The sequence below is a fragment of the Pseudomonas sp. 5P_5.1_Bac1 genome (assembly GCF_025466015.1).
Lineage (GTDB): Bacteria > Pseudomonadota > Gammaproteobacteria > Pseudomonadales > Pseudomonadaceae > Aquipseudomonas.
This window is the reverse complement of the sequence record NZ_JANLNX010000070.1, coordinates 166660-184282: the sequence shown is the minus strand read 5'-3', so window position 1 is coordinate 184282 and position 17623 is coordinate 166660. Positions and strand designations below refer to the sequence as shown.

Here is a 17623-nt window from a genome sequence, read left to right as displayed (position 1 = left end):
GTTGAAGGCCCGATTGCTGGATGGGTGTCTGCAGATCTTTCGGTCATGTGCCTGCCGGTATGTTTTCAGCGCCCTTGAGATCGAGCGCCGCCCGCGCGGCGCATCGCGAGCAAGCTCGCTCCTACATCGGTTGCAACGCGCCATGGCCTGTGGGATTGGCGTCAGCCTCGAAATCAAGCCGAACCACCAAGGCGGCCAACCATGGCCTTGCAGGCATAGGTACTTTGCAACCGATGTAGGAGCGAGCTTGCTCGCGATGCGCCGCGCGGGCGGCGCTCGATCTGAACAGCGCTGAAGACACTCCGGCTAGCACATGGCGGCCACTACATCCCAGCCGCCTGTGATAGCCGTGCTAGCGAAGGGCAATTACTTCTCGGCTTCGATAACCTTGTTCAGTACAGCCCCGTCAATGCTCAGGGTGGCGCTGTTGAACATGCCTTCGACGTAGCTCTTGGCCAACTGTTCCTGACGCTGCGCACGCAGGGCGTCACGCAGTTGTCCGCGAACTTCGTCGTAGGTGGCGACGCGCGCCGGTTGCAGTTCGACCAGCTTGACGATGTGCAGGCCCAGCGGGCTTTGCAACGGTTCGCTGACCGCGCCGACCTTCAGCTTCGACACTGCGGTACGGACTTCCGGCAGCAACTGCGTCAGCGGTTGCAAACCGATATCGCCGCCCTGCTTCGCACTGCCGGTGTCCTGCGAGTAGGTCTCTGCCAGTTTGGCAAAGTCGGCGCCGGAAGCCTGGGCACGCTTGGCGATGCTTTCAGCCTGCTTGCGCACCGACTCCAGGGCCTGCTCGTCCGGTACGGCCAGGTAGATCTGGCTGACCCGGTACAGCGCCGGCACCTGCAACGAAGCCTTGCCGTTCTCATAGGCCTGCTTCAGGTCCTGCTCGGGCGGATAGTCATCCGGCACCTTGGTCACGCTGCTCAGGTAGCTGCGCAGGACGATCTGCTCGATCGCGGCGCGGGTCTGGGCTTCCACATCGGGACGCTTCGACCAGCCCTTGGCTTCGGCCTGCTGGTACAGGGCCTTTTCCGCCAGGCGTGCACGGATCCAGGTTTCCAGCGCAGGACGATCATTGCGCAGTTGCAGGCGAGCCTGCTCCGGCAATTGGGCGAACAGCGCCTTTAGCTCTTCGGCGTTGACCTGCTGGTCACCCAGGCGAGCCAGCGCGGTACCGCTTTCGGTTTCCGGAACAGTGCGGCTGGCCGCCTCCAGATCGTCGCCAGGACGCAGGGCCAGGGTGACCGCAACGGTCAGCACGGCCAGCGCACCAGCGCCGGCCCACAGGCGACCGCGACTCACGAAGCGCTTTCCACTGGAGTCTCGGCGGCCGCGAGGTTGCGGCTGTAGTCACGCAGGTAGACGACGAATTCTTGCAGCAGGCGGTCCCACAGCACCAGGGAGCCTTGCAGGTGCTTGAGGCTGACGCCGTCAGCAACGATCACGTCTTTTTCCAGCACCAGGAACTCGCCCTGTTGAGCCAGACGGGAGAAACGACGCGAAGCGTTCCACAGGTTGGTCAGGCCTTCAGGCAGCTCACCCTGGATGCGCAGTGCACAGCTGTAGGTGAAGTCCAGGAATTGTCCTTCTTCCGGGGCACTGTTACCGAAACGGACGGCGTAACCGACGCCCTGGCTGGCGCTGAGCAGTTGAATCACAGCGTTTTGCTCGGTGCGGTTGACCCGGCAACCGGCGTCTTGCAGCAGGGTGGTCAGGGAATCGGCACTTACGGTTTCGATCAGGGTATTGGCAGTCACGGGGTCACCTTCCTTGCGCGGTTAAAAGCCTGAAGTTAAAGCGAAAGTTTGTAGCACATTGCTAGCATTCGGTACAGACGCACCACACCTCCTTCCGTCATAAACATGTCCATCAGCAACCGCGCGTGCCCCGACCGAGGCGCCGGACCAGTTCTTCACGGTCCAGCACCGGTGCGAAGTAGCTGCCCTGGCCGACCGCGCAGCCCATGTCCATCAGGATCAGGTGCTGGCCGGCGCTTTCCACCCCGGTGACGGTGACGCCCAGGCCGAGCGACCCGGCCAGGGCCAGACTGTTCCTGATCACCGCGCGGTGGCGGGGCTGGTGTTCCAGTTCGTGCATGAACTGGCTGGCCAGCCTGATTTCATTGAACGGCAGCTGGCACAAGCGCTGGAAAGCCCCGCCATTGCTACCGAACTCACCGAGGCACAAGCCACAACCGAGCATGCGCAGGCGCGTCAGGCTTTCCAGGTGCATCGCCGAAGTCTCCAGCGGGCTGCAGAACGCCAATTCAAAGGCGATGCCCTGGCCCACCGAGCGATGAAACTGCATCAGCGACTTGATCCGCCGGGTCAGGCTGCGGCCACACAGCTGCGACAAGCGCAGGGCAAAGCACAGGCGCAGCACCCGCCCCTGCGCCATGAGTTCGCGCTGCAAGGCCAGGCCCTGTTCCAGCAACACCACCAGCATGTCGTCCAGCAGGCCGGCGCGTTCCACCAAGGGCATGAACAGGTTGTCGGCCAGCAGGCCATGGACCGGGTGCTTCCAGCTCGCCCGCACGTCCACGCCCTTGATTTCGCCGTTGCCGAGATCACAGCGCGGCAGGAAATGCGCGCCGAACTCCTTGTACGACAGCCCTCGGCGGATATCCGCTTCGGTCACCACCACCCCCTGGGCCGGTGCGGCCAGTGAGTGCGCGGGCAAGGTGCGCACCCGCGCCAGTGCGTCACGCATGCTCTCCAGGTGCAGCGGCTTGCCGACATCGCCGAGAAACACCACGCCCAGGCGAGCGACCAGCAGGGTAATGGCCCGGCGCACCTCGGAATGCAGCCCGCTGCTGACGATCACCCCGCCGATCAGCGACGCGTGCGCCGCGCGGTGGAGAAACTCGAGGCCGTCCATACCTTCCATGCGCACATCGCAGACCACCACATCGACCCGGCCGATGCGCTCGAGCAAGGTGATCGCTTCGCTGCCGGCGGACGCTTCCAAGACGTCCCGGCAACCGAGTTGACAAAGGATCTTCACGGCGATGGCGCGCTGAAAAGAGTGATTTTCAAGGATCAGGACACGCAAAGACTTCGCAGGCACAACCGCTTCCCTCGTATAGGCCAGGCCCCATATTCCTATCCGTTCAGCCAGGAAGAATCAGGCGGCTTCCCAGCATTCGACAGAAATCTCCGACGCTTCAAGACTGACAAAACAGTTCCAGGCGCTGGGTCAGCGCGGTCACGGCCTGACGCAGGTCGTCCACCAGCGGATCGATGCGTTCCGCCGGCGCGCTGTCCTGGCAGGCCTTTTCCAGGTTTTCGCAGGCGTGCAGCAAACGGCGCGCCTTGATGATCCGGCCGCCGCCCTTGATCCGGTGCACCAGGTCCGCGAGGCCGCCCAGGTCACCTTCGCCGTGCAGGTAGGCGAGTTTTTCCAGGTCTTCGCGGTTGCTGGTCAGCAAGTCTTGCAACAGGGCCTTGATCGCCGTCGGATCGCCGCCGGTGATCTTGTGCAGGCTGGACAGGTCCAGCCCGTTGCCCGGTTTCAGCTCACCTTCGCCGGCGTCGGGCACCAGGCCCGGCTCGCCCGAGACCAGCTTGCCAGCGAGGTCCTTCAGGTTCAGTGGTTTGAACAGGCAGTCATCCATTCCGGCCTCGATACACCGCTTGCGCTCCTCGGGCTGGGCATTGGCGGTGCAGCCGAGCAACAGGATCGAGACCTTGCCCTTGCGCCGCTCGTCCTCGCGCACCGCCCGCGCCAGGGCATAGCCGTTGAGGCCCGGCATATTGCAATCAGTGATCAGCACATCGAAACGCTGTCGCAACCAGGTGCGCAGCCCTTCGTCGCCGTTGGTCGCGGTCACTACGCGGTGGCCGAGAAAACTCAGTTGCTGCTGCAACAGCAGGCGGTTGGCCGGGTAATCGTCCACCACCAGGATATCCAGCGGCGCATCGCTGCGGGCGGGCAGTTGCGGCAGGCTGGCCAGTACCGCCTCGGACGGTGTCAGGCGCGGCAGGTCAAGATTGATCCGCGCCCGGGTGCCCACGCCGAGGGTGCTGTCCAGCAACATGTCGCCGCCCATCATGGCGCAGAGCGTGTGGCTGATGCTCAAGCCCAGCCCCGAGCTGCAGCGGGCGCTCTGCTGGTTGTTGCTGGCCTGGCGAAACGGGCTGCCCAGCAGGGCCATTTCGTCTGGCGGAATACCCACGCCGGTGTCTTCCACCGACAGGCACAGCCCGACCCGTTCACGGTCCACGTCCAGCGCCAGGGTCACGCAGACCTCGCCTTCGTGGGTGAACTTGATCGCATTGCTGATGAGGTTGGACAGCACCTGTTTGAAGCGCACCGGATCGACCAGCACCTGCACCGAACAGTGGCTGTCCATGTCCAGCGCCAGGTGCAGGCGTTTCTGTCGGGCCTGGGCCTCGAACATGCGCACCGTGCTTTCCACCTCGCGGCACAGGTCGACCTGCTGCGGCACCAGCTCCAGGTGCCCGGATTCGATACGGGTGATATCAAGGATGTCGCCCACCAGATCCAGCAGGCCCCGGGCGGCGCCAGACGCCACTTCGATGGCGAGACGGTCGAGCACGCCCTCCTCGGCTTTGCGCAAGGCCAGTTCGAGCATGCCCAGCAAGGCGTTGGTCGGCGTGCGGATCTCATGGCTCATGGTCGCCAGGAACGTGGTCTTGGCCTGGTTGGCCGCCTCGGCTTCGTCCTTGGCCAGTTGCAGGGCGTCGTAGAGTTGCTGGCGTTCGGAGATATCGACCCAGCCGCCAATCACCCCGGCCACCCGGCCGTCGCTCGCGCGGTACGGCAGCATCCAGTGGTAGATGATCAGCCGCTCGCCGGCCAGCAGCAGTTCGCGGTCTTCCACTACCGACGCGCCCTGGGCGATGACCCGGCGATAGGACTCGCGGTAACGCCGCGCCTGGTCCGCGCCGATCAGCCATTCCGGCACCGGCTGGCCGATCACCGCGTCGCGCTCGACGTTGAGGGCCCGCAGGTAGCTGGCGTTACAGGTCAGCAGGCAGCCTTCGTGATCGCGCACGTAAATCGGATGCGGCGTGCCGTCGATCATCACATGCATGAATTCGAGCTGGTCGTTGAGGGCCTGTTCCGCCTGCAAGCGCTTGTGCACCTGGCGGCGCAGGCTGCGAATCCAATACATCGCCAGCAGCAAAAGGATCAGGGCCATAAGGAAGCCTTGCAGGATCATCCCGCGATACTTCTGCCAGTAACTGTCGACAACGATCACTTCGTTGCGCCAGCGATTGGTCAGTTCGTCCATCTCCTGCGGCGCGATGCTCAGCAGCGCCTTGTTCATGATCGACAGCAACTCCCGCGCGCCGCGCCGCGTACCAAAGGCGAAATGCACCGCCGGCACCGGCAGCGCGGCGCGGATGCTCAGTTGCCCACGGAATTGCCGGGCGATGCTGTAGCGCGCGCCGATCAGGCTGGTCACCGCCGCCTGCGCCTCACCGCTGGCGACCCGTTCCAGCGCCTGCTGCGGGCCGCTGCTCCAGAGCACCTGAACCTGCGGGTGACGTTCGCGCATGTAGTCTTCGAGCACGCTGCCCTGAACCAGGGCCAGGCGCTTGCCAGCCAGGTCGTCGAGGCTGTCGAGGTAACGGTCGTTGTCCCGGGTGACCAGCACCAGGCTGTTGCTCAGGTAGGAACGGCTGAAACCCACCTGTTCCTGGCGGCCGCGGCTGAACGGCAGCGCCGCCACCAGATCGACCTGCTGCACGTCCAGGCGCTGGGCCATGTCATCGAAACCGCCGCCGGCGACGATGTCGAAGGCCAGCCCGGTGCGCTGGGCGATACGCTCCAGCAAGTCGGCGCTGATGCCGCGAAACACGTTCTGGTCGTCGAGGTAGCTGACCGGCAGGAACTGCTCGTCGATGGCCACGGTCAGTCGCGGGTGCTGACGCAGCCACTCGCGCTCGGCATCAGTGAAGTCGAGCTGTCCCCGCGCGGCGAAGCTCGTCGCACCGCCGCTCCAGCGCCGCAGAATGGCAAGCCGCGCCTGTTCGGAAATCCGCTCCAGGGCCTGGTTGACCAGCCGTTTCAGGCGCAGGTTGTCGCTGTTGACGGCAAAGCCGTAGTGCCCGCCCTCAAGCAGCTCGGTGGGGAACAACTGCAAGTGGGCCAGGTAATTCTTGTGCAACAGGTATTGCGCACCCAGGGCATCGCCGAGAAACAGGTCGGCCTGGCCGAACGCCACGGCGCCGAGGGCGTTGAGCAGCGACGGATAGAATGCCAGGCGCGCATTGGGAAACAGTTCGTGGGCGCGGTCCTCGGACAGGTAGCCCTCGCGCATCGCCAGGCGCACGCCGGGCCGGCCGGAGTCCGGCGAGCCGCCATCGTCGCTGCGCGTGGCCAGCACCGGCTGGTTTTCCACGTAGGCCCGCGACAGCAGCAGGCGACTGCGCGCCGCCTCATCGGCAGACACGGTGCCCAGCAGGTCGATATCGCCGCGCTGCAACGCACTGATCGCCTCGGCCCGTGAGCCATAGCGGCGCACGCGGATCTGCACGTCGAGCAATTCCCCCAGCAGACCGGCGTAATCGGCGGTGAGGCCTTCGTAATCGCGCCCGGTGGCGGTGATGTCGAACGGCACGCGGTCGGGCCGGCTAACCCCGAGCCACAACGTCCGCCGCGCCCACAACCAGTGGCGGTCGTTGTCGTTCAGGTCCAGGCGCAGGTTGTCGTCGAGGCTCGAGCGGGCCAGCAGATTCGGCGTTTCCGCCCTGGTCAGGCCGCTGAACAGGCACACGCACAGTACCGCCAGCGACAGCAGCAAGGCGCGCCGCATAGGAGGGAAAGACCGCAAGTGGGCGTCAGATCAGTGTGTGGCGCCTGGCCAGGTCGGCCAGGTCCACCTGGGAGCTGACCCGCAGCTTTTCCAGCAGGCGGGTCTTGTAGGTGCTGATGGTTTTGTTGCTGAGCAGCATCGCCTCGCCGATGGCCTTGTTGCTCAGGCCACGGGCCAGTTGCTGGAGGATCAGCAGTTCGCGGTCGGTGAGTTTTTCGATGCGCTGGGTTTCGGTGGCGTGGCAGTCGAAACGGTTTACCGAGCTCAGGGAAATTTCCGGGAAGTAGGTGTAGCCGGACATGATTGCCAGCGCCGCCTTTCGCAGCTCGCTCAAGTCATCGTTCTTCGAGACGAAGCCCGAAGCCCCCAGGCGCATGCAGCGTAGCGAGAAATAACCGACCGCCTGGGACGTCAACACCAGCATCTTGATGTTCAGTTGCGCCGCTTTGACCCGGGTGATGATCTCGAGCCCGTCGATACGCGGGATGGCGATATCGAGGATGGCGATGTCAGGCTCGTGTTCGCGGATCAGGCGCATGGCGTCGATACCGTTGTCGGCCTCGGCGACGACCTCGAATTGCTCCTGACGGAGCAGCATTCTGACACTGGCGCGGATGAACGGATGGTCGTCCACGATCATGGCTTTGTACATGAATCCTCCCTGTTTTTGGATAACGTGCAGGGTCCGTTTCGAATGCCGTGCCTACCTGGGGGGGAAGCGATTCAATAGCATCAAAAGGCCAGCACTTAGGGTGCAGAGTATCGACCGCCAGGTAGGCACATGTGCATCGGACAATTCCCTAATCAACGAGGGAAATTTCCCAGCGACTAGATCAACCCTTGATTTCCACCCGCCGCCGCTCCTGCCCTTCGATCAGTTCAAAGCGATACACCCGCCCTGGGTCGCGGCTGAATTCGCGGTCGATGCCGGGGCGGATATGGTGCTTGGTCGCCACCGAGCACTGCTTGCCGGTGGCGTCGCAATCGTTGAAATGGTCCAGCACCACGGTGCTGCTGCCACGGTTGTGCACGATGAAGCGCTGGCCTTCGCGCGAGACGTCGGTCTGGTACTGCACCCCGTTGGGATGGACGAACAGCAGCGACCCGAAGCCGGTGAGGATTTCGACCTTGGCCTTGAGCGCTTCATATTGCTCGGCGTCCGCTTCGCTGATGGCGAAACCATCGCCGCGTTCCGGGACGACCGGAATGAAGCGCAAGCGGAAATAGCGCTCCTTGGCCCGGTCACCGCGATACAGCACGCGCATCGTCTGCATCCCCGAGGCCGGCACGATCAGCCTGGCGGGACTGGCTATCAGTGGCCGCTGTTCCAGGGGGAGGTCGTCTTGCGCCACCTCGGTGATGTTGCCCTGGGCGTCATAGACCAGCTCGAACACGCTGACCTTGACGAATGCCGTGGTGTCGCCGCTGTTGCGTATCCGCTTGAGCATCGTGCTGCGCTCGCCGTCCATGTAGTCGTACAGGTTGCCCACGTTGATCTGTGGAGCGGCGTGAGCCGTGGCGCCGGTTATCAGCAGCAACACGCCGCAAAGGGTTTTTCTCATCGTTCATCACCTCGTTAAAAATACGTTTGTGCCCGGGCGCTACATGCCCGCATCGAAAATCACGGTTACATCGCCCGCGTACTCCATTCCGGGGTAGCGGGCCATTTCGCTGACCTGGGTTTTGCCCACGTCGAAGTGCAAAACCCCGCCCTGATTGAGCATTGGCTGGAGGCTTTCCAGTTTCAGCGCCATGGCCTCGCCCACCGGCAGCGTCAGCCGGCTCACGGCTTGCCCGGAGTGCAGGAAACCTCCCGGCAACGTCAGGGCGACGTGCAGCGGCACCTGATGCTCATTGGCTCGATTGCGCATGCCACAGCGTTGCGCCTCGGTGTATTGGCAGCGCAGGTGGACACTGAAAGGACCGGACGACCAGACGCGCAGGGCGACATCGCGGTACAGCCGGTGCGGAAGGCGGTTGGACCACTGGCCCCAGCCGCCGGGAGGTTCCAGCACGACCTGCTCGCTGCCCTGGGCGAATTCGAGGCGGAAGGCATGCACCACGTCGAGTTCGACGCTGATCCCGAGGCTGTCGGTGGTGAGCCCCGCCACGCCGCGGCCGAGGTCGAAGTCCGCGCCGGGGCCGACGCTGAGCACCAGGCGTCCGCGGTACTTGCCCGGCTTCATTTTCAAGGGTGACGGCGTGCTCAGCCGGTAGGCCAGGCCAAGCTCACCGATGCGCAACCGGGCGGCATCATCGACAGCGTCATCCGGCCTGGCCGAGAAACAAGTGGCCGGTTGCGCCGGCGTGTTGATCCGCCACAGGTAGTGGCTCCGTACCCCGGCATTCTGCGCGCCGGCGACGGCGCATCCGCCCTGCACTGGGCGGGACGCCGCCGCGCCGGCCGCCGTGTCGACCTGCAGGCCCAGCGCGAGGATTTCGAATCCCAGCGAGTAAGATTCGCCGCTTCGCTCGTTGGTCACCGTGACCTGGCGCCGGCCCGGCACCCGGATCGAGTAACCCGCGCCGCCGCCCTCCTTGTCCTGCGTCGCCAGCTCATAGCTGATGGGCAGGTCGAGTGCCGGCCCGGCGTTGCATTGCCCCGGCCAGCGTGCGCAGAAGTCCGGCGCGCGGGACGTGTGGACAAAGTCGAGGCCACCACGGTACTCGGCACTGACCGTCACCTCCGTCGCGTTGGCCGGGGTCGACCCCGCGCCCGCCTGCAGCATCAGCAGCAGGCATGCAAGCGTTTTCCAAGCGTGGAACTGCGTCATACACCCTCTCCTGACGGGCCTGGTTCACCGCGAACCAGAGTCCTCGCCTCACACCGCTGATCACCGGCCAGCAACACACCGTCTTCACGCGGCCCTTGCGGGTCGACCCGCAGCACACACAACTGCCGGCCCCGGTGCTGGACCTCCAGCGTGGGCACCGCCTCGCTGACTTCCACCACGAAAAATCCGTCGGCTTCACTCACGCCGCGGCTGGCGTGGTTGATCAACATCGCACCGCGCAGCGGCTTGCTCTGCTCATCCAGCAAGCGACCGATCACGGTGACCGTGCGCATGACCCGCAACCGGTGGTACTCGACGCCGCCGCGGTTGAGGTGATAGGTCAGCGTCGGTGGCTGGATGACAGCGCTGGCGTCATAGCCGGACTGGAAATCCAGCAGCACATGGCCGGACTTGTAAGCATTGACCGGCACCACGTTGCGCCCGGGGCGCAACACGCTGCTGCTGCCTTCGGAGTCGTTGGCGCGCAATTGCAGGTTGGGCACGTCGGTTTCCACATCGACGATCAGCCCGGCCGCATACGGCAGGTACTGGCCGCTGAAGCCCAGGTGGTCGCCGCCCACGGCCAGGGTGCTGTCGAGGTTCAGGCCGGCGCTGAAGTCCTGGTTGAAGGACGAGCGCTGGATGAAGGCATCGCCGTTCAAGGCGCTGTTTTCAAATTGGGTGTCTGCCGTCAGGCCGGTGCCGTAGCGGTCGAAACTGACCGTGCCGGCGATGCTGCGCACGCTGCCCTGTTCGGGCAGGTGCTGGTAGGTCAGCGCGGCGTTGCGGTCCTGCCCGCCGTCGCGCGAGGTTCGCGTTCCCAGGCTGGCGGACAGGCGGCGGTCCGAGCCGCCCAGGCTGGTGCTGACGCTGAAATTGATGCCACGGCTGCGGCGATCGCCGCTGCTCTCGGTGCCGGGCCGGTCGAACAGTGAAACCCGCCAGTTCGCATTGCTGTCCCAGAGCTTGCCGAAATAGGACAGGCCCAGGTCCATCGCCGTGCCGGCGCTGCCGCCCGTGTCGCGGCTCACCCGCAGGCTGGCCGTGTATTCACGGTTGAGGCGGTGATTCAACGACAGCGAAGACTGCCCCGTGCGTCCCGGCGCCATCACCTCATCGCGCCCGGTCCGGCGCGGCTCGAATGCCGTACTGCTGTGGCTGAGAATCACGCTGCCGCTGCCGTACTGGAAAATACCCCGCAGGTCGTAGCCATTGCCCAGGCCGTCGGTACGAAACACGCTGCCCAGCAATTGCAAGCGATCCAGCACATGCCAATCGAGGGAGGAGCCGTATTGCAGGTAGTCATCGACCCGCTGCGCCGACAGGCCGGTGACCACCCGCGGGTGCAGCAGGTAATTGGCGATGACCCCGGCACTCAGGCCGCCGGCGCTTGATTCGTCGTCGCTGCCCAGCAGTTCCTGGCGCTGACCGGCATACAGGTTGTAGCGCCAGGGCGAATCGGTGTTGCTCCAGTTATTGGGTTTGTAGACGAACTCGTTGCTCTGCGAGGTGATCTGGCCGTCCTCGATCAGGCGCACTTCCACCTCGTAGATGCCGCCGGGCAGGCCACGGGTGTCCAGCACCTGCAAACCCGGCGCGACCGGCTGCGTCTGGATCAACTGGCCGTTGCGGTAAATCTCCACCTGGCCCTGGCGATTGGGGGTGACATAGATCGGCGTGACGCTGGCGCTGCCATTGTTCACCGCCAGGCTGTCGCTGCTGCCGAACATCACCCCCAGGGTGGTTTCCGGTGTATTGCCGAGCAACAGCGGCTGGCGGCTCAGGCCCTGAACATCGGGTGTGAAATAGCCCAGGCGGAAGAAACGGTCCTCATGGATTCGCTCGGCGTAGAGCTGGTCGATGTTCTGCCGGGTTTCTTCATAGCGACCGCCACTGCGGTCAAAACGGGCTTCGGCCAACGCGGTCCAGTTGCCGATGCTGCCCTGCCCCTGCAGCGCGTAGCGCCCGACGGTCTGTTCGCCGTCGCGGCTGAGGTTGAGCTGGTTGCGCAGGATCAGCCCGCGGCTGCCCTGCTCCGGCAAACGGTGGTACGTCTCCTGGCCGCTGCTTTCCGCGCCGCGGGTGAGGATCGACAGCCGCGATTCCAGAAGGTCGTAGTGAAGCGCCAGCAAATCACGCGGGCAGCTACGCTCGCAGTTGCCCAGCGCCAGCCCGTTGCCCAACGCGACCGCCCAGGCCTGGCGGAGGATTTCCGGCTCCTGGCTGTCGCGGCTGTCGGTGAAGTTCAGCAACTGGACGCGGTCGTCGCGGCTCAGCACCACCAGTGCCTCGCCCAGCAAACGACCGTCCAGCTCGACCCGCACCGCCAGCGGCACCTCGAAAAAATGCTCATCAAACCCTTTGGGCAAGCCTTCCGCCTGCCGGAGAATCCCTGGTCGACTGCTCTGCTCCGTCGACCCGTTTGCCCAGGCAGATGCCAGCCAGACCGTTGCGGCACAGCAGCCCAAGGTCAGTCGAATGGATATTGCCAAAGACATGTCACTGCTCATCAGCGAATGAAAAGAGGCCCGCGGTCGCCCCACTCCTGCAATCCGGCAAAAGTCAGTGCGCCCCGAAAATGGGCAAGGAAGCAGCCGGTGAATGGCTACAAGGGGGGAGCGGTCTCGAACATCATGTTCAACGCGCCGGCGTAATCCCCCGGGAGGTACTGAGGGTTGCTGCTGGGGGGCACCCAGGTCTGAAAGTTCACCAGCACACCGGGCGCGGCCACCTCGGGTCTGACGATCTCTCTGGGAACCTCCGAAAGGGTGACGTTGTTGACCTGCACCATCAGGCTGAGGACGTTATCGCCATTGCTGATTTGCGCGGGCTCGACCAGATAGGCCGAAATGGCGCCCACCGTGCTTTTCATCAGGATCTTCTGCCTGAATATGCCAAAGGATGTGCCGGCGCCGCCCCACGTCAATGTCTGGGTCTGGTCCATCCAGTTGCCGGGACCTACGACGCTGAAACTTTCCGTGGGCACCGTGCCCGTGAGGCTGAAGTGCCCTTCGAGCGGTTCGATGGCTGATGCGCATTCCGAGGCCAGCATCAGTGTCAGAGGGAGCGCGAAAATGCTGTATTTCATGATTCAGTTCCTTGTCGGAGTACCAATTGATTTCGGCGACCGGCCGCTGGCTACAGCGGCGCGGCGGTCTCGAACATCTGGCCCAGGAAGCGAAGAACCGTATTGCATGCACTCATCAACCCGCTGCGCCGAAAGGCCGGCGACTACCAGGGGGTGCAACAGGTCATTGGCGATCATCCCGGCGCTCAGGCCGGTCGAACAGGTATCGCCAAAGACGTGTCGCTGCTCGTCAGCGAATGGAAAAAGCCCAGCAGTCGCCCCGCGCCTGTGCAGGCAAGAACCCGGAGCGACCCGGTAATAGGCAAAGAGGGCCCGGTGAATGAATGGCTACAGGGGGGGCGCGGTCTCGAACATCATGCTCAAGGTGCCGGCGTAATCGCCCGGAGTACGTTCGATGGTGCTCGGGTTGAGCACGCTGGCATTGAATTGCACCAGAAGGCCCGGCGGAGCCAGGTCGGCCCTGAGCACGATTCTGGGAGACTCGGTAAGAGCCACCATGTTGACCGCCACCTGCATCGGAATCACGTTATCGCCACTGCTGATTTGCGCCGGTTCGAGCATGTATGCCGTGATGGCGCCGACCGTGCTTTTCAGCAGGAGTTTTTGCTGGAGCGGGCTAAACCCGGTACCGATGACGTTCCAGTTCAGGGTCTGGGTCTGGCTCATCCAGTTAGCGGGGTCGATAACGCTGAAGCTTTCCGTGGGCACCGTGCCGGAGACCGTGAAGTTACCTTCGATCGGCTGGACGGCTGATGCGCCTCCCGAGGCCAGCATCAGCGCCAGAGGAAGCGCGAAAAAACGGTATTTCATAATTCAGTTCCTTGTGGGAGTACGGATTGATTTCGACGACCTGCCGCCGCTTACAAAGGCGCCTTAGTCTCGAACATCATGCCGAAGACCCCCGAATAGTCGCCGGGCGCGGGCATCGCCGTAGAGTCGGCGGACAGATCGAAATCCACCATGAACGGTTTGCCCGTCAGCATCTCTTCCGCGCTGGCCACTTCCTGCGGCAGGGTGCTCAGGGTCTTTCCGGCGACCCTGAGGCGCATGGCGATCACATCGTCCTTGTCATTGGTGAGTTGCGCCGGCAGCGTCAGGTGCGCAGTGACGGCACCGACCGTGCTCACGAAGATGAGCCGCTGTTTGAACAAGGCGAAACCTTGACCTTCCACCCAGCTCAACTCGTGATTCTTGCCCCACCAGTTGCCGCTATCGATCACGTTGAAGAACTCGGTCGGAATGGTGCCGACGAGCTTGACCTGCTTGTTGATCGGCTCGGCCGCCGAAACTGTGCCCGCCGCCAGCATCAAGGCCAACGGAAGCGCGAACGCACTGTATTTCATGATCTTTTCCCTATCTGAGGAACGAAAATTCCGAAGCCCACCAAAGACGCCGCCGGGGAAGGGTTGCTGGCGCCAGATGGGCAGGACGGATTATTCGTGACTGGGAAAAAGGCTTACATCAGACGTATCCCAGTGACACCGGGAAATTTCCCACCGAGCCTACTTACAGCCCATGAAACAGCTCGGGGAAATGTGCGAATGGCGCGTGGCGCTGGGCCGTTATTGCGGAAGGAAGGATTGAATGTGAGTACACCCGGCGCCGTGGGAAAAGCGCCGGGGTGCCTATCGCCGGGGCAGTCGAATGCTGAACCGGGCACCGCCCAACGCAGACGGGCCGACCGTCAGTTGCCCGCCCTGGCTCTCGATGACCCGACGGCTGATGGCCAGGCCCAGGCCGAACCCGCCGGTAGCCCGGTCGCGGCTGCGGTCCAGGCGATAGAACGGCTGGAAGATCTGCTCACGCTCGTGTTCGGGGATGCCGATGCCGTCGTCCTCGACGCTCAGCAGACAGTTGCCCGCCGCGTCCTGGCCGAGTTCCAGCAGCAGTCGCCGGTCGCAGTAGCGCATGGCGTTGCGGATCAGGTTCTGCACGGCGCGGGCGGTAAGCCGTGGGTCCAGAGCGAATCGCGGCAAGTCGTTGGCCGCGCAGACCTCCCAGCAGATGTCACGGCTGTCGAGTTCCTCGGCGAAGCTGCCGAGAATGCTGTCGACGAACTCCAGCAACGACACCTCGACCCGCTCGACGTTTTGCCCAGGGGTTTGCAAGCGGCTGTAGGACAGCAGTTCGAGCACCAGCTCATCCAGCTCGCGAACATGCCCGACCAGTTGCATCAGGCGCTTGCGGCTGGTGGCCGGCAGTTCGTCATAAAGCAGCACCAGGCCGAAGTCGAGACGGGTCAGCGGTGTGCGCAACTCATGGGACACCGCGTTGAGCAGTTCGCGCTGTTGGGTCAGCAGTTGCTCCAGGTCGTGGGCCATGGTGTCGAACACCTGGGCCAGTTCGCCGATGTTGGAACGCGAGGAAATCATCGTGCGCTCCGACAACTGCCCCTGCCCGAGCAACTGCGCGGTGGCCTTGAGCCGTTGCAGGTCGCGCCAGTGCGGCCACAGCCAGAGCAGCAGGCAGCCGAGCAGCGCGGCGCCGATGAGCACGGTGATGCCCCACGACAACAGGTTGATGTCGAACGGGTCCGGCGGGTTGCGCAGGGCCACTAGCCACTGGCCGTTGAGCGGCGCGATGGCGGTCTCGTAATAGCCCCAGTCACCCAGGCGCACCACGTTCTGCCCGGCGTCCAGTCGCACACGTTCCTGCTCGGTCAGATCGGCCGAGGTGCTCGGCATCAGCTCGACCGCCAGCGGCGCGAAATCGACCGCCAGCGCCTTCGCCACCGCCGGCCACTCGCTCTCCGGCGCCTGGCGGAACTGGCGGACGATCAGCGCCTGCACGCCCCGCGCCTGCTCCAGGTTGTACGCCAGGTAACGTTCGTTGAACGCCTTGAGGATGACTTCCGGCACCAGGAAGATCGCCCCGGCGTAGGTGACGATGGTGAGCAGGTAGAGGCGAACGAGGATTTTCAGCATGGTCCGGCCTCAGACCTCCCATTCCACGCGGCTGAACAGGTAGCCCTTGCCCCACACGGTCTTGATCTTCCGTGCTTCGCCGGCGTTGTCGTCGAACTTGCGGCGCAACTTGGAAATCGCCACGTCCACCGAGCGGTCGGTGCCGTTGAACTCGATGCCGCGCAGGTGCTGGAGAATGTGGTCGCGGCTGAGCACCGTGCCGGCATTGCGCGCCAGCACCACCAGCAGGTTGAACTCGCCGCTGGACAGTTCCACCGGCTGCCCGCGCCAGGACACCGTGCGCTCGGCGAGGTCGATGCACAGGGCGCCGATCAGCACCCGGTCGCTCTCAAGGTGCGGCTCGGTAATGCTGCTGCGGCGCAGCAGGGTCCGCACCCGCGCCAGCAACACCCGCGGTTCGCAGGGCTTGGCAACGTAGTCGTCGGCGCCCATTTCCAGGCCCAACACCTGATCGTGACTGTCGTCGCGGGCGGTGAGCATGAGGATCGGCAGGCTCTGCGACTCGCCCCGCAGGTGGCGGCAGACCTGCAGGCCGTCGAGGCCGGGCAGCATCAAATCGAGGATCACCAGATCAGGTTTGTCGCGGCGCACCTGCTCCAGCACTAGATCGCCACGGGCGATGACGCTCACGGTAAAGCCGTTGCGCTGGAGGTAGCTGGCAATCAGTTCGGACAGGGCGCAGTCGTCTTCGACCAGGAGAATGTTGGGCATGAGTTGACTTGGAGAACAGAGAAAGGAACGCAGAATATAGAACCGGAAAAGGTAACGAGTTATTTGTTCACACTTTTTAACAGACGCTCTACAGAGCTTCACAGCCGCTGGTCGCGCGCCTGCCTTACCATTCGGCGGTCATTTATGGAAGATCCGTATGTTGCCTTCAAGCCCCGCCCGTCTGCGACGTCTGCTCCCCCTCACCGCCCTCGCCCTGCTGCTGGGCGCCTGTGACAGCAAGCCGCCCGAGGACCAAAAAGCCCCCGCGCCGAACGTCACGGTGGAAACCGTGCGGGTGCAGCCACTGGCCATCAGCAGCGAACTGTCCGGGCGCATCCAGGCGCCGCGCATCGCCGAAGTCCGCGCCCGCGTGGCCGGTGTGGTGCTCAAGCGCGAGTACCGCGAAGGCAGCGACGTGAAACAGGGCGACGTGCTGTTCCGCATCGACCCGGCGCCGTTCCAGGCCGACTTCGACAGCGCCCGCGCCGCCCAGGCCAAGGCCGAGGCGACCCGCTACCAGGCGCGCCTGCAAGACCAGCGCTATGCCGAGCTGATCGAGATCAACGCGGTCAGCCGCCAGGACCGCGACAACGCCCGCGCCGCAATCATGCAGGCCGACGCTGATGTTGCCGCGGCCAAGGCCGCCGTCGAACGGGCGCGGCTGAACCTGGGCTATGCCACGGTGACCGCGCCGATTTCCGGCCGGGTCGGCCGCGCGCTGGTCACCGAGGGTGCGCTGGTCGGCCAGAACGAATCGACGCCGCTGGCGATCATCCAGCAACTGGACCCGATCCACGCCGACCTCACCCAGTCCACCCGCGAGATCAACGCCCTGCGCCGCGCACTGCGCGCCGGCGAGTTGCAGCAGGTCGGCCAGGACCAGGCGAAAGTCACCCTGATCCAGGACGACGGCACGCCCTACCCGTTGGCCGGCAAGCTGCTGTTCTCGGACATCAGCGTCGACCCGGGCACCGGGCAGATCACCCTGCGCAGCGAATTCCCCAACCCGGACCTCGACCTGCTGCCCGGCAGTTTTATCCGCGTGCGCCTGGAACAGGCGGTCCAGCCCCAGGGCATCAGCGTGCCGCAACAGGCCATCCTGCGTGACAGCGCCGGCCAGCCGCGAGTGCTGCTGGTGGACGCCGAGCAACGCATCGCCGAACGCGCGGTGACCCTGGGCAGCGCACAGAACAACCGCTGGATCGTCAGCGACGGCCTGAGCCCCGGCGACCGCGTGGTGACCGAGGGCCTGCAGCACGTCAAGGCCGGCGACCCGGTTCAGATCACGCCGGGCGCCGCGGGTGACCAACCCATCGTCCAGACCACCGGCCAGTGA

General features: G+C 64.5%; 14 protein-coding genes. 1 reads left to right on the top strand and 13 read right to left on the bottom strand.

Annotated features, from left to right (window positions below):
• Positions 1-366: 366 nt before the first annotated feature.
• The 13 genes from NTD82_RS15845 to NTD82_RS15785 form a co-directional block, all read right to left on the bottom strand.
• Positions 367-1308, bottom strand: a complete 942-nt coding sequence (locus NTD82_RS15845) for a peptidylprolyl isomerase (RefSeq protein WP_262129391.1) — start codon at positions 1306-1308, stop codon at positions 367-369.
• Entirely contained in the window at positions 1305-1763 is a 459-nt protein-coding gene (locus tag NTD82_RS15840; protein ID WP_262129390.1) for a YbjN domain-containing protein, read from the bottom strand. The genes NTD82_RS15845 and NTD82_RS15840 overlap by 4 nt, the downstream gene beginning before the upstream one ends.
• 112 nt (positions 1764-1875) lie before the next feature.
• The gene (locus NTD82_RS15835) at positions 1876-3072 is read right to left on the bottom strand and encodes an EAL domain-containing protein (RefSeq protein ID WP_262129389.1); all 1197 of its coding nucleotides are present in this window, start codon (positions 3070-3072) and stop codon (positions 1876-1878) included.
• A gap of 97 nt (positions 3073-3169) precedes the next feature.
• Positions 3170-6790, bottom strand: a complete 3621-nt coding sequence (locus tag NTD82_RS15830) for a transporter substrate-binding domain-containing protein (protein WP_262129388.1) — start codon at positions 6788-6790, stop codon at positions 3170-3172.
• 25 nt (positions 6791-6815) lie between these two features.
• Complete coding sequence (locus tag NTD82_RS15825) at positions 6816-7442, bottom strand: response regulator transcription factor (RefSeq protein ID WP_095154998.1); 627 nt, start codon at positions 7440-7442, stop codon at positions 6816-6818.
• Positions 7443-7623: 181 nt separating this feature from the next.
• A complete protein-coding gene (locus tag NTD82_RS15820) occupies positions 7624-8352 on the bottom strand; it encodes a molecular chaperone (protein ID WP_095154999.1) in 729 nt (242 codons plus the stop codon).
• 39 nt (positions 8353-8391) lie between these two features.
• Positions 8392-9564 carry a hypothetical protein gene (locus NTD82_RS15815; RefSeq protein ID WP_262129387.1) on the bottom strand — a complete coding sequence of 391 codons (1173 nt, stop codon included), beginning with the start codon at positions 9562-9564 and terminating at the stop codon, positions 8392-8394.
• The gene (locus NTD82_RS15810) at positions 9561-12062 is read right to left on the bottom strand and encodes a TcfC E-set like domain-containing protein (protein ID WP_262129386.1); all 2502 of its coding nucleotides are present in this window, start codon (positions 12060-12062) and stop codon (positions 9561-9563) included. Before NTD82_RS15810 ends, NTD82_RS15815 begins: the two co-directional genes overlap by 4 nt.
• 107 nt (positions 12063-12169) lie before the next feature.
• A complete protein-coding gene (locus tag NTD82_RS15805) occupies positions 12170-12652 on the bottom strand; it encodes a fimbrial protein (protein ID WP_262129385.1) in 483 nt (160 codons plus the stop codon).
• 327 nt (positions 12653-12979) lie between these two features.
• Complete coding sequence (locus tag NTD82_RS15800) at positions 12980-13462, bottom strand: fimbrial protein (RefSeq protein WP_262129384.1); 483 nt, start codon at positions 13460-13462, stop codon at positions 12980-12982.
• 50 nt (positions 13463-13512) lie between these two features.
• Positions 13513-13995: a CS1 type fimbrial major subunit gene (locus NTD82_RS15795; protein ID WP_095155002.1), complete on the bottom strand. Its 483-nt coding sequence runs from the start codon at positions 13993-13995 to the stop codon at positions 13513-13515.
• A gap of 282 nt (positions 13996-14277) precedes the next feature.
• A complete protein-coding gene (locus tag NTD82_RS15790; RefSeq protein WP_262129383.1) occupies positions 14278-15576 on the bottom strand; it encodes an ATP-binding protein in 1299 nt (432 codons plus the stop codon).
• Positions 15577-15585: 9 nt separating this feature from the next.
• Complete coding sequence (locus tag NTD82_RS15785; protein WP_262129382.1) at positions 15586-16287, bottom strand: response regulator transcription factor; 702 nt, start codon at positions 16285-16287, stop codon at positions 15586-15588.
• Positions 16288-16444: 157 nt separating this feature from the next.
• On the opposite strand from NTD82_RS15785, the gene NTD82_RS15780 reads away from it, so the two are divergent.
• Complete coding sequence (locus tag NTD82_RS15780; RefSeq protein ID WP_262129381.1) at positions 16445-17623, top strand: efflux RND transporter periplasmic adaptor subunit; 1179 nt, start codon at positions 16445-16447, stop codon at positions 17621-17623.

What these genes read in the sequence shown, in the direction of transcription:
- NTD82_RS15800 (WP_262129384.1), bottom strand. Translation starts at nt 13,462, where the DNA reads ATGAAATACCGTTTTTTCGCGCTTCCTCTGGCGCTGATGCTGGCCTCG.
- NTD82_RS15830 (WP_262129388.1), bottom strand. Translation starts at nt 6,790, where the DNA reads ATGCGGCGCGCCTTGCTGCTGTCGCTGGCGGTACTGTGCGTGTGCCTG.
- NTD82_RS15810 (WP_262129386.1), bottom strand. Translation starts at nt 12,062, where the DNA reads ATGTCTTTGGCAATATCCATTCGACTGACCTTGGGCTGCTGTGCCGCA.
- NTD82_RS15825 (WP_095154998.1), bottom strand. Translation starts at nt 7,442, where the DNA reads ATGTACAAAGCCATGATCGTGGACGACCATCCGTTCATCCGCGCCAGT.
- NTD82_RS15815 (WP_262129387.1), bottom strand. Translation starts at nt 9,564, where the DNA reads ATGACGCAGTTCCACGCTTGGAAAACGCTTGCATGCCTGCTGCTGATG.
- NTD82_RS15805 (WP_262129385.1), bottom strand. Translation starts at nt 12,652, where the DNA reads ATGAAATACAGCATTTTCGCGCTCCCTCTGACACTGATGCTGGCCTCG.
- NTD82_RS15820 (WP_095154999.1), bottom strand. Translation starts at nt 8,352, where the DNA reads ATGAGAAAAACCCTTTGCGGCGTGTTGCTGCTGATAACCGGCGCCACG.
- NTD82_RS15785 (WP_262129382.1), bottom strand. Translation starts at nt 16,287, where the DNA reads ATGCCCAACATTCTCCTGGTCGAAGACGACTGCGCCCTGTCCGAACTG.
- NTD82_RS15790 (WP_262129383.1), bottom strand. Translation starts at nt 15,576, where the DNA reads ATGCTGAAAATCCTCGTTCGCCTCTACCTGCTCACCATCGTCACCTAC.
- NTD82_RS15780 (WP_262129381.1), top strand. Translation starts at nt 16,445, where the DNA reads ATGTTGCCTTCAAGCCCCGCCCGTCTGCGACGTCTGCTCCCCCTCACC.
- NTD82_RS15795 (WP_095155002.1), bottom strand. Translation starts at nt 13,995, where the DNA reads ATGAAATACAGTGCGTTCGCGCTTCCGTTGGCCTTGATGCTGGCGGCG.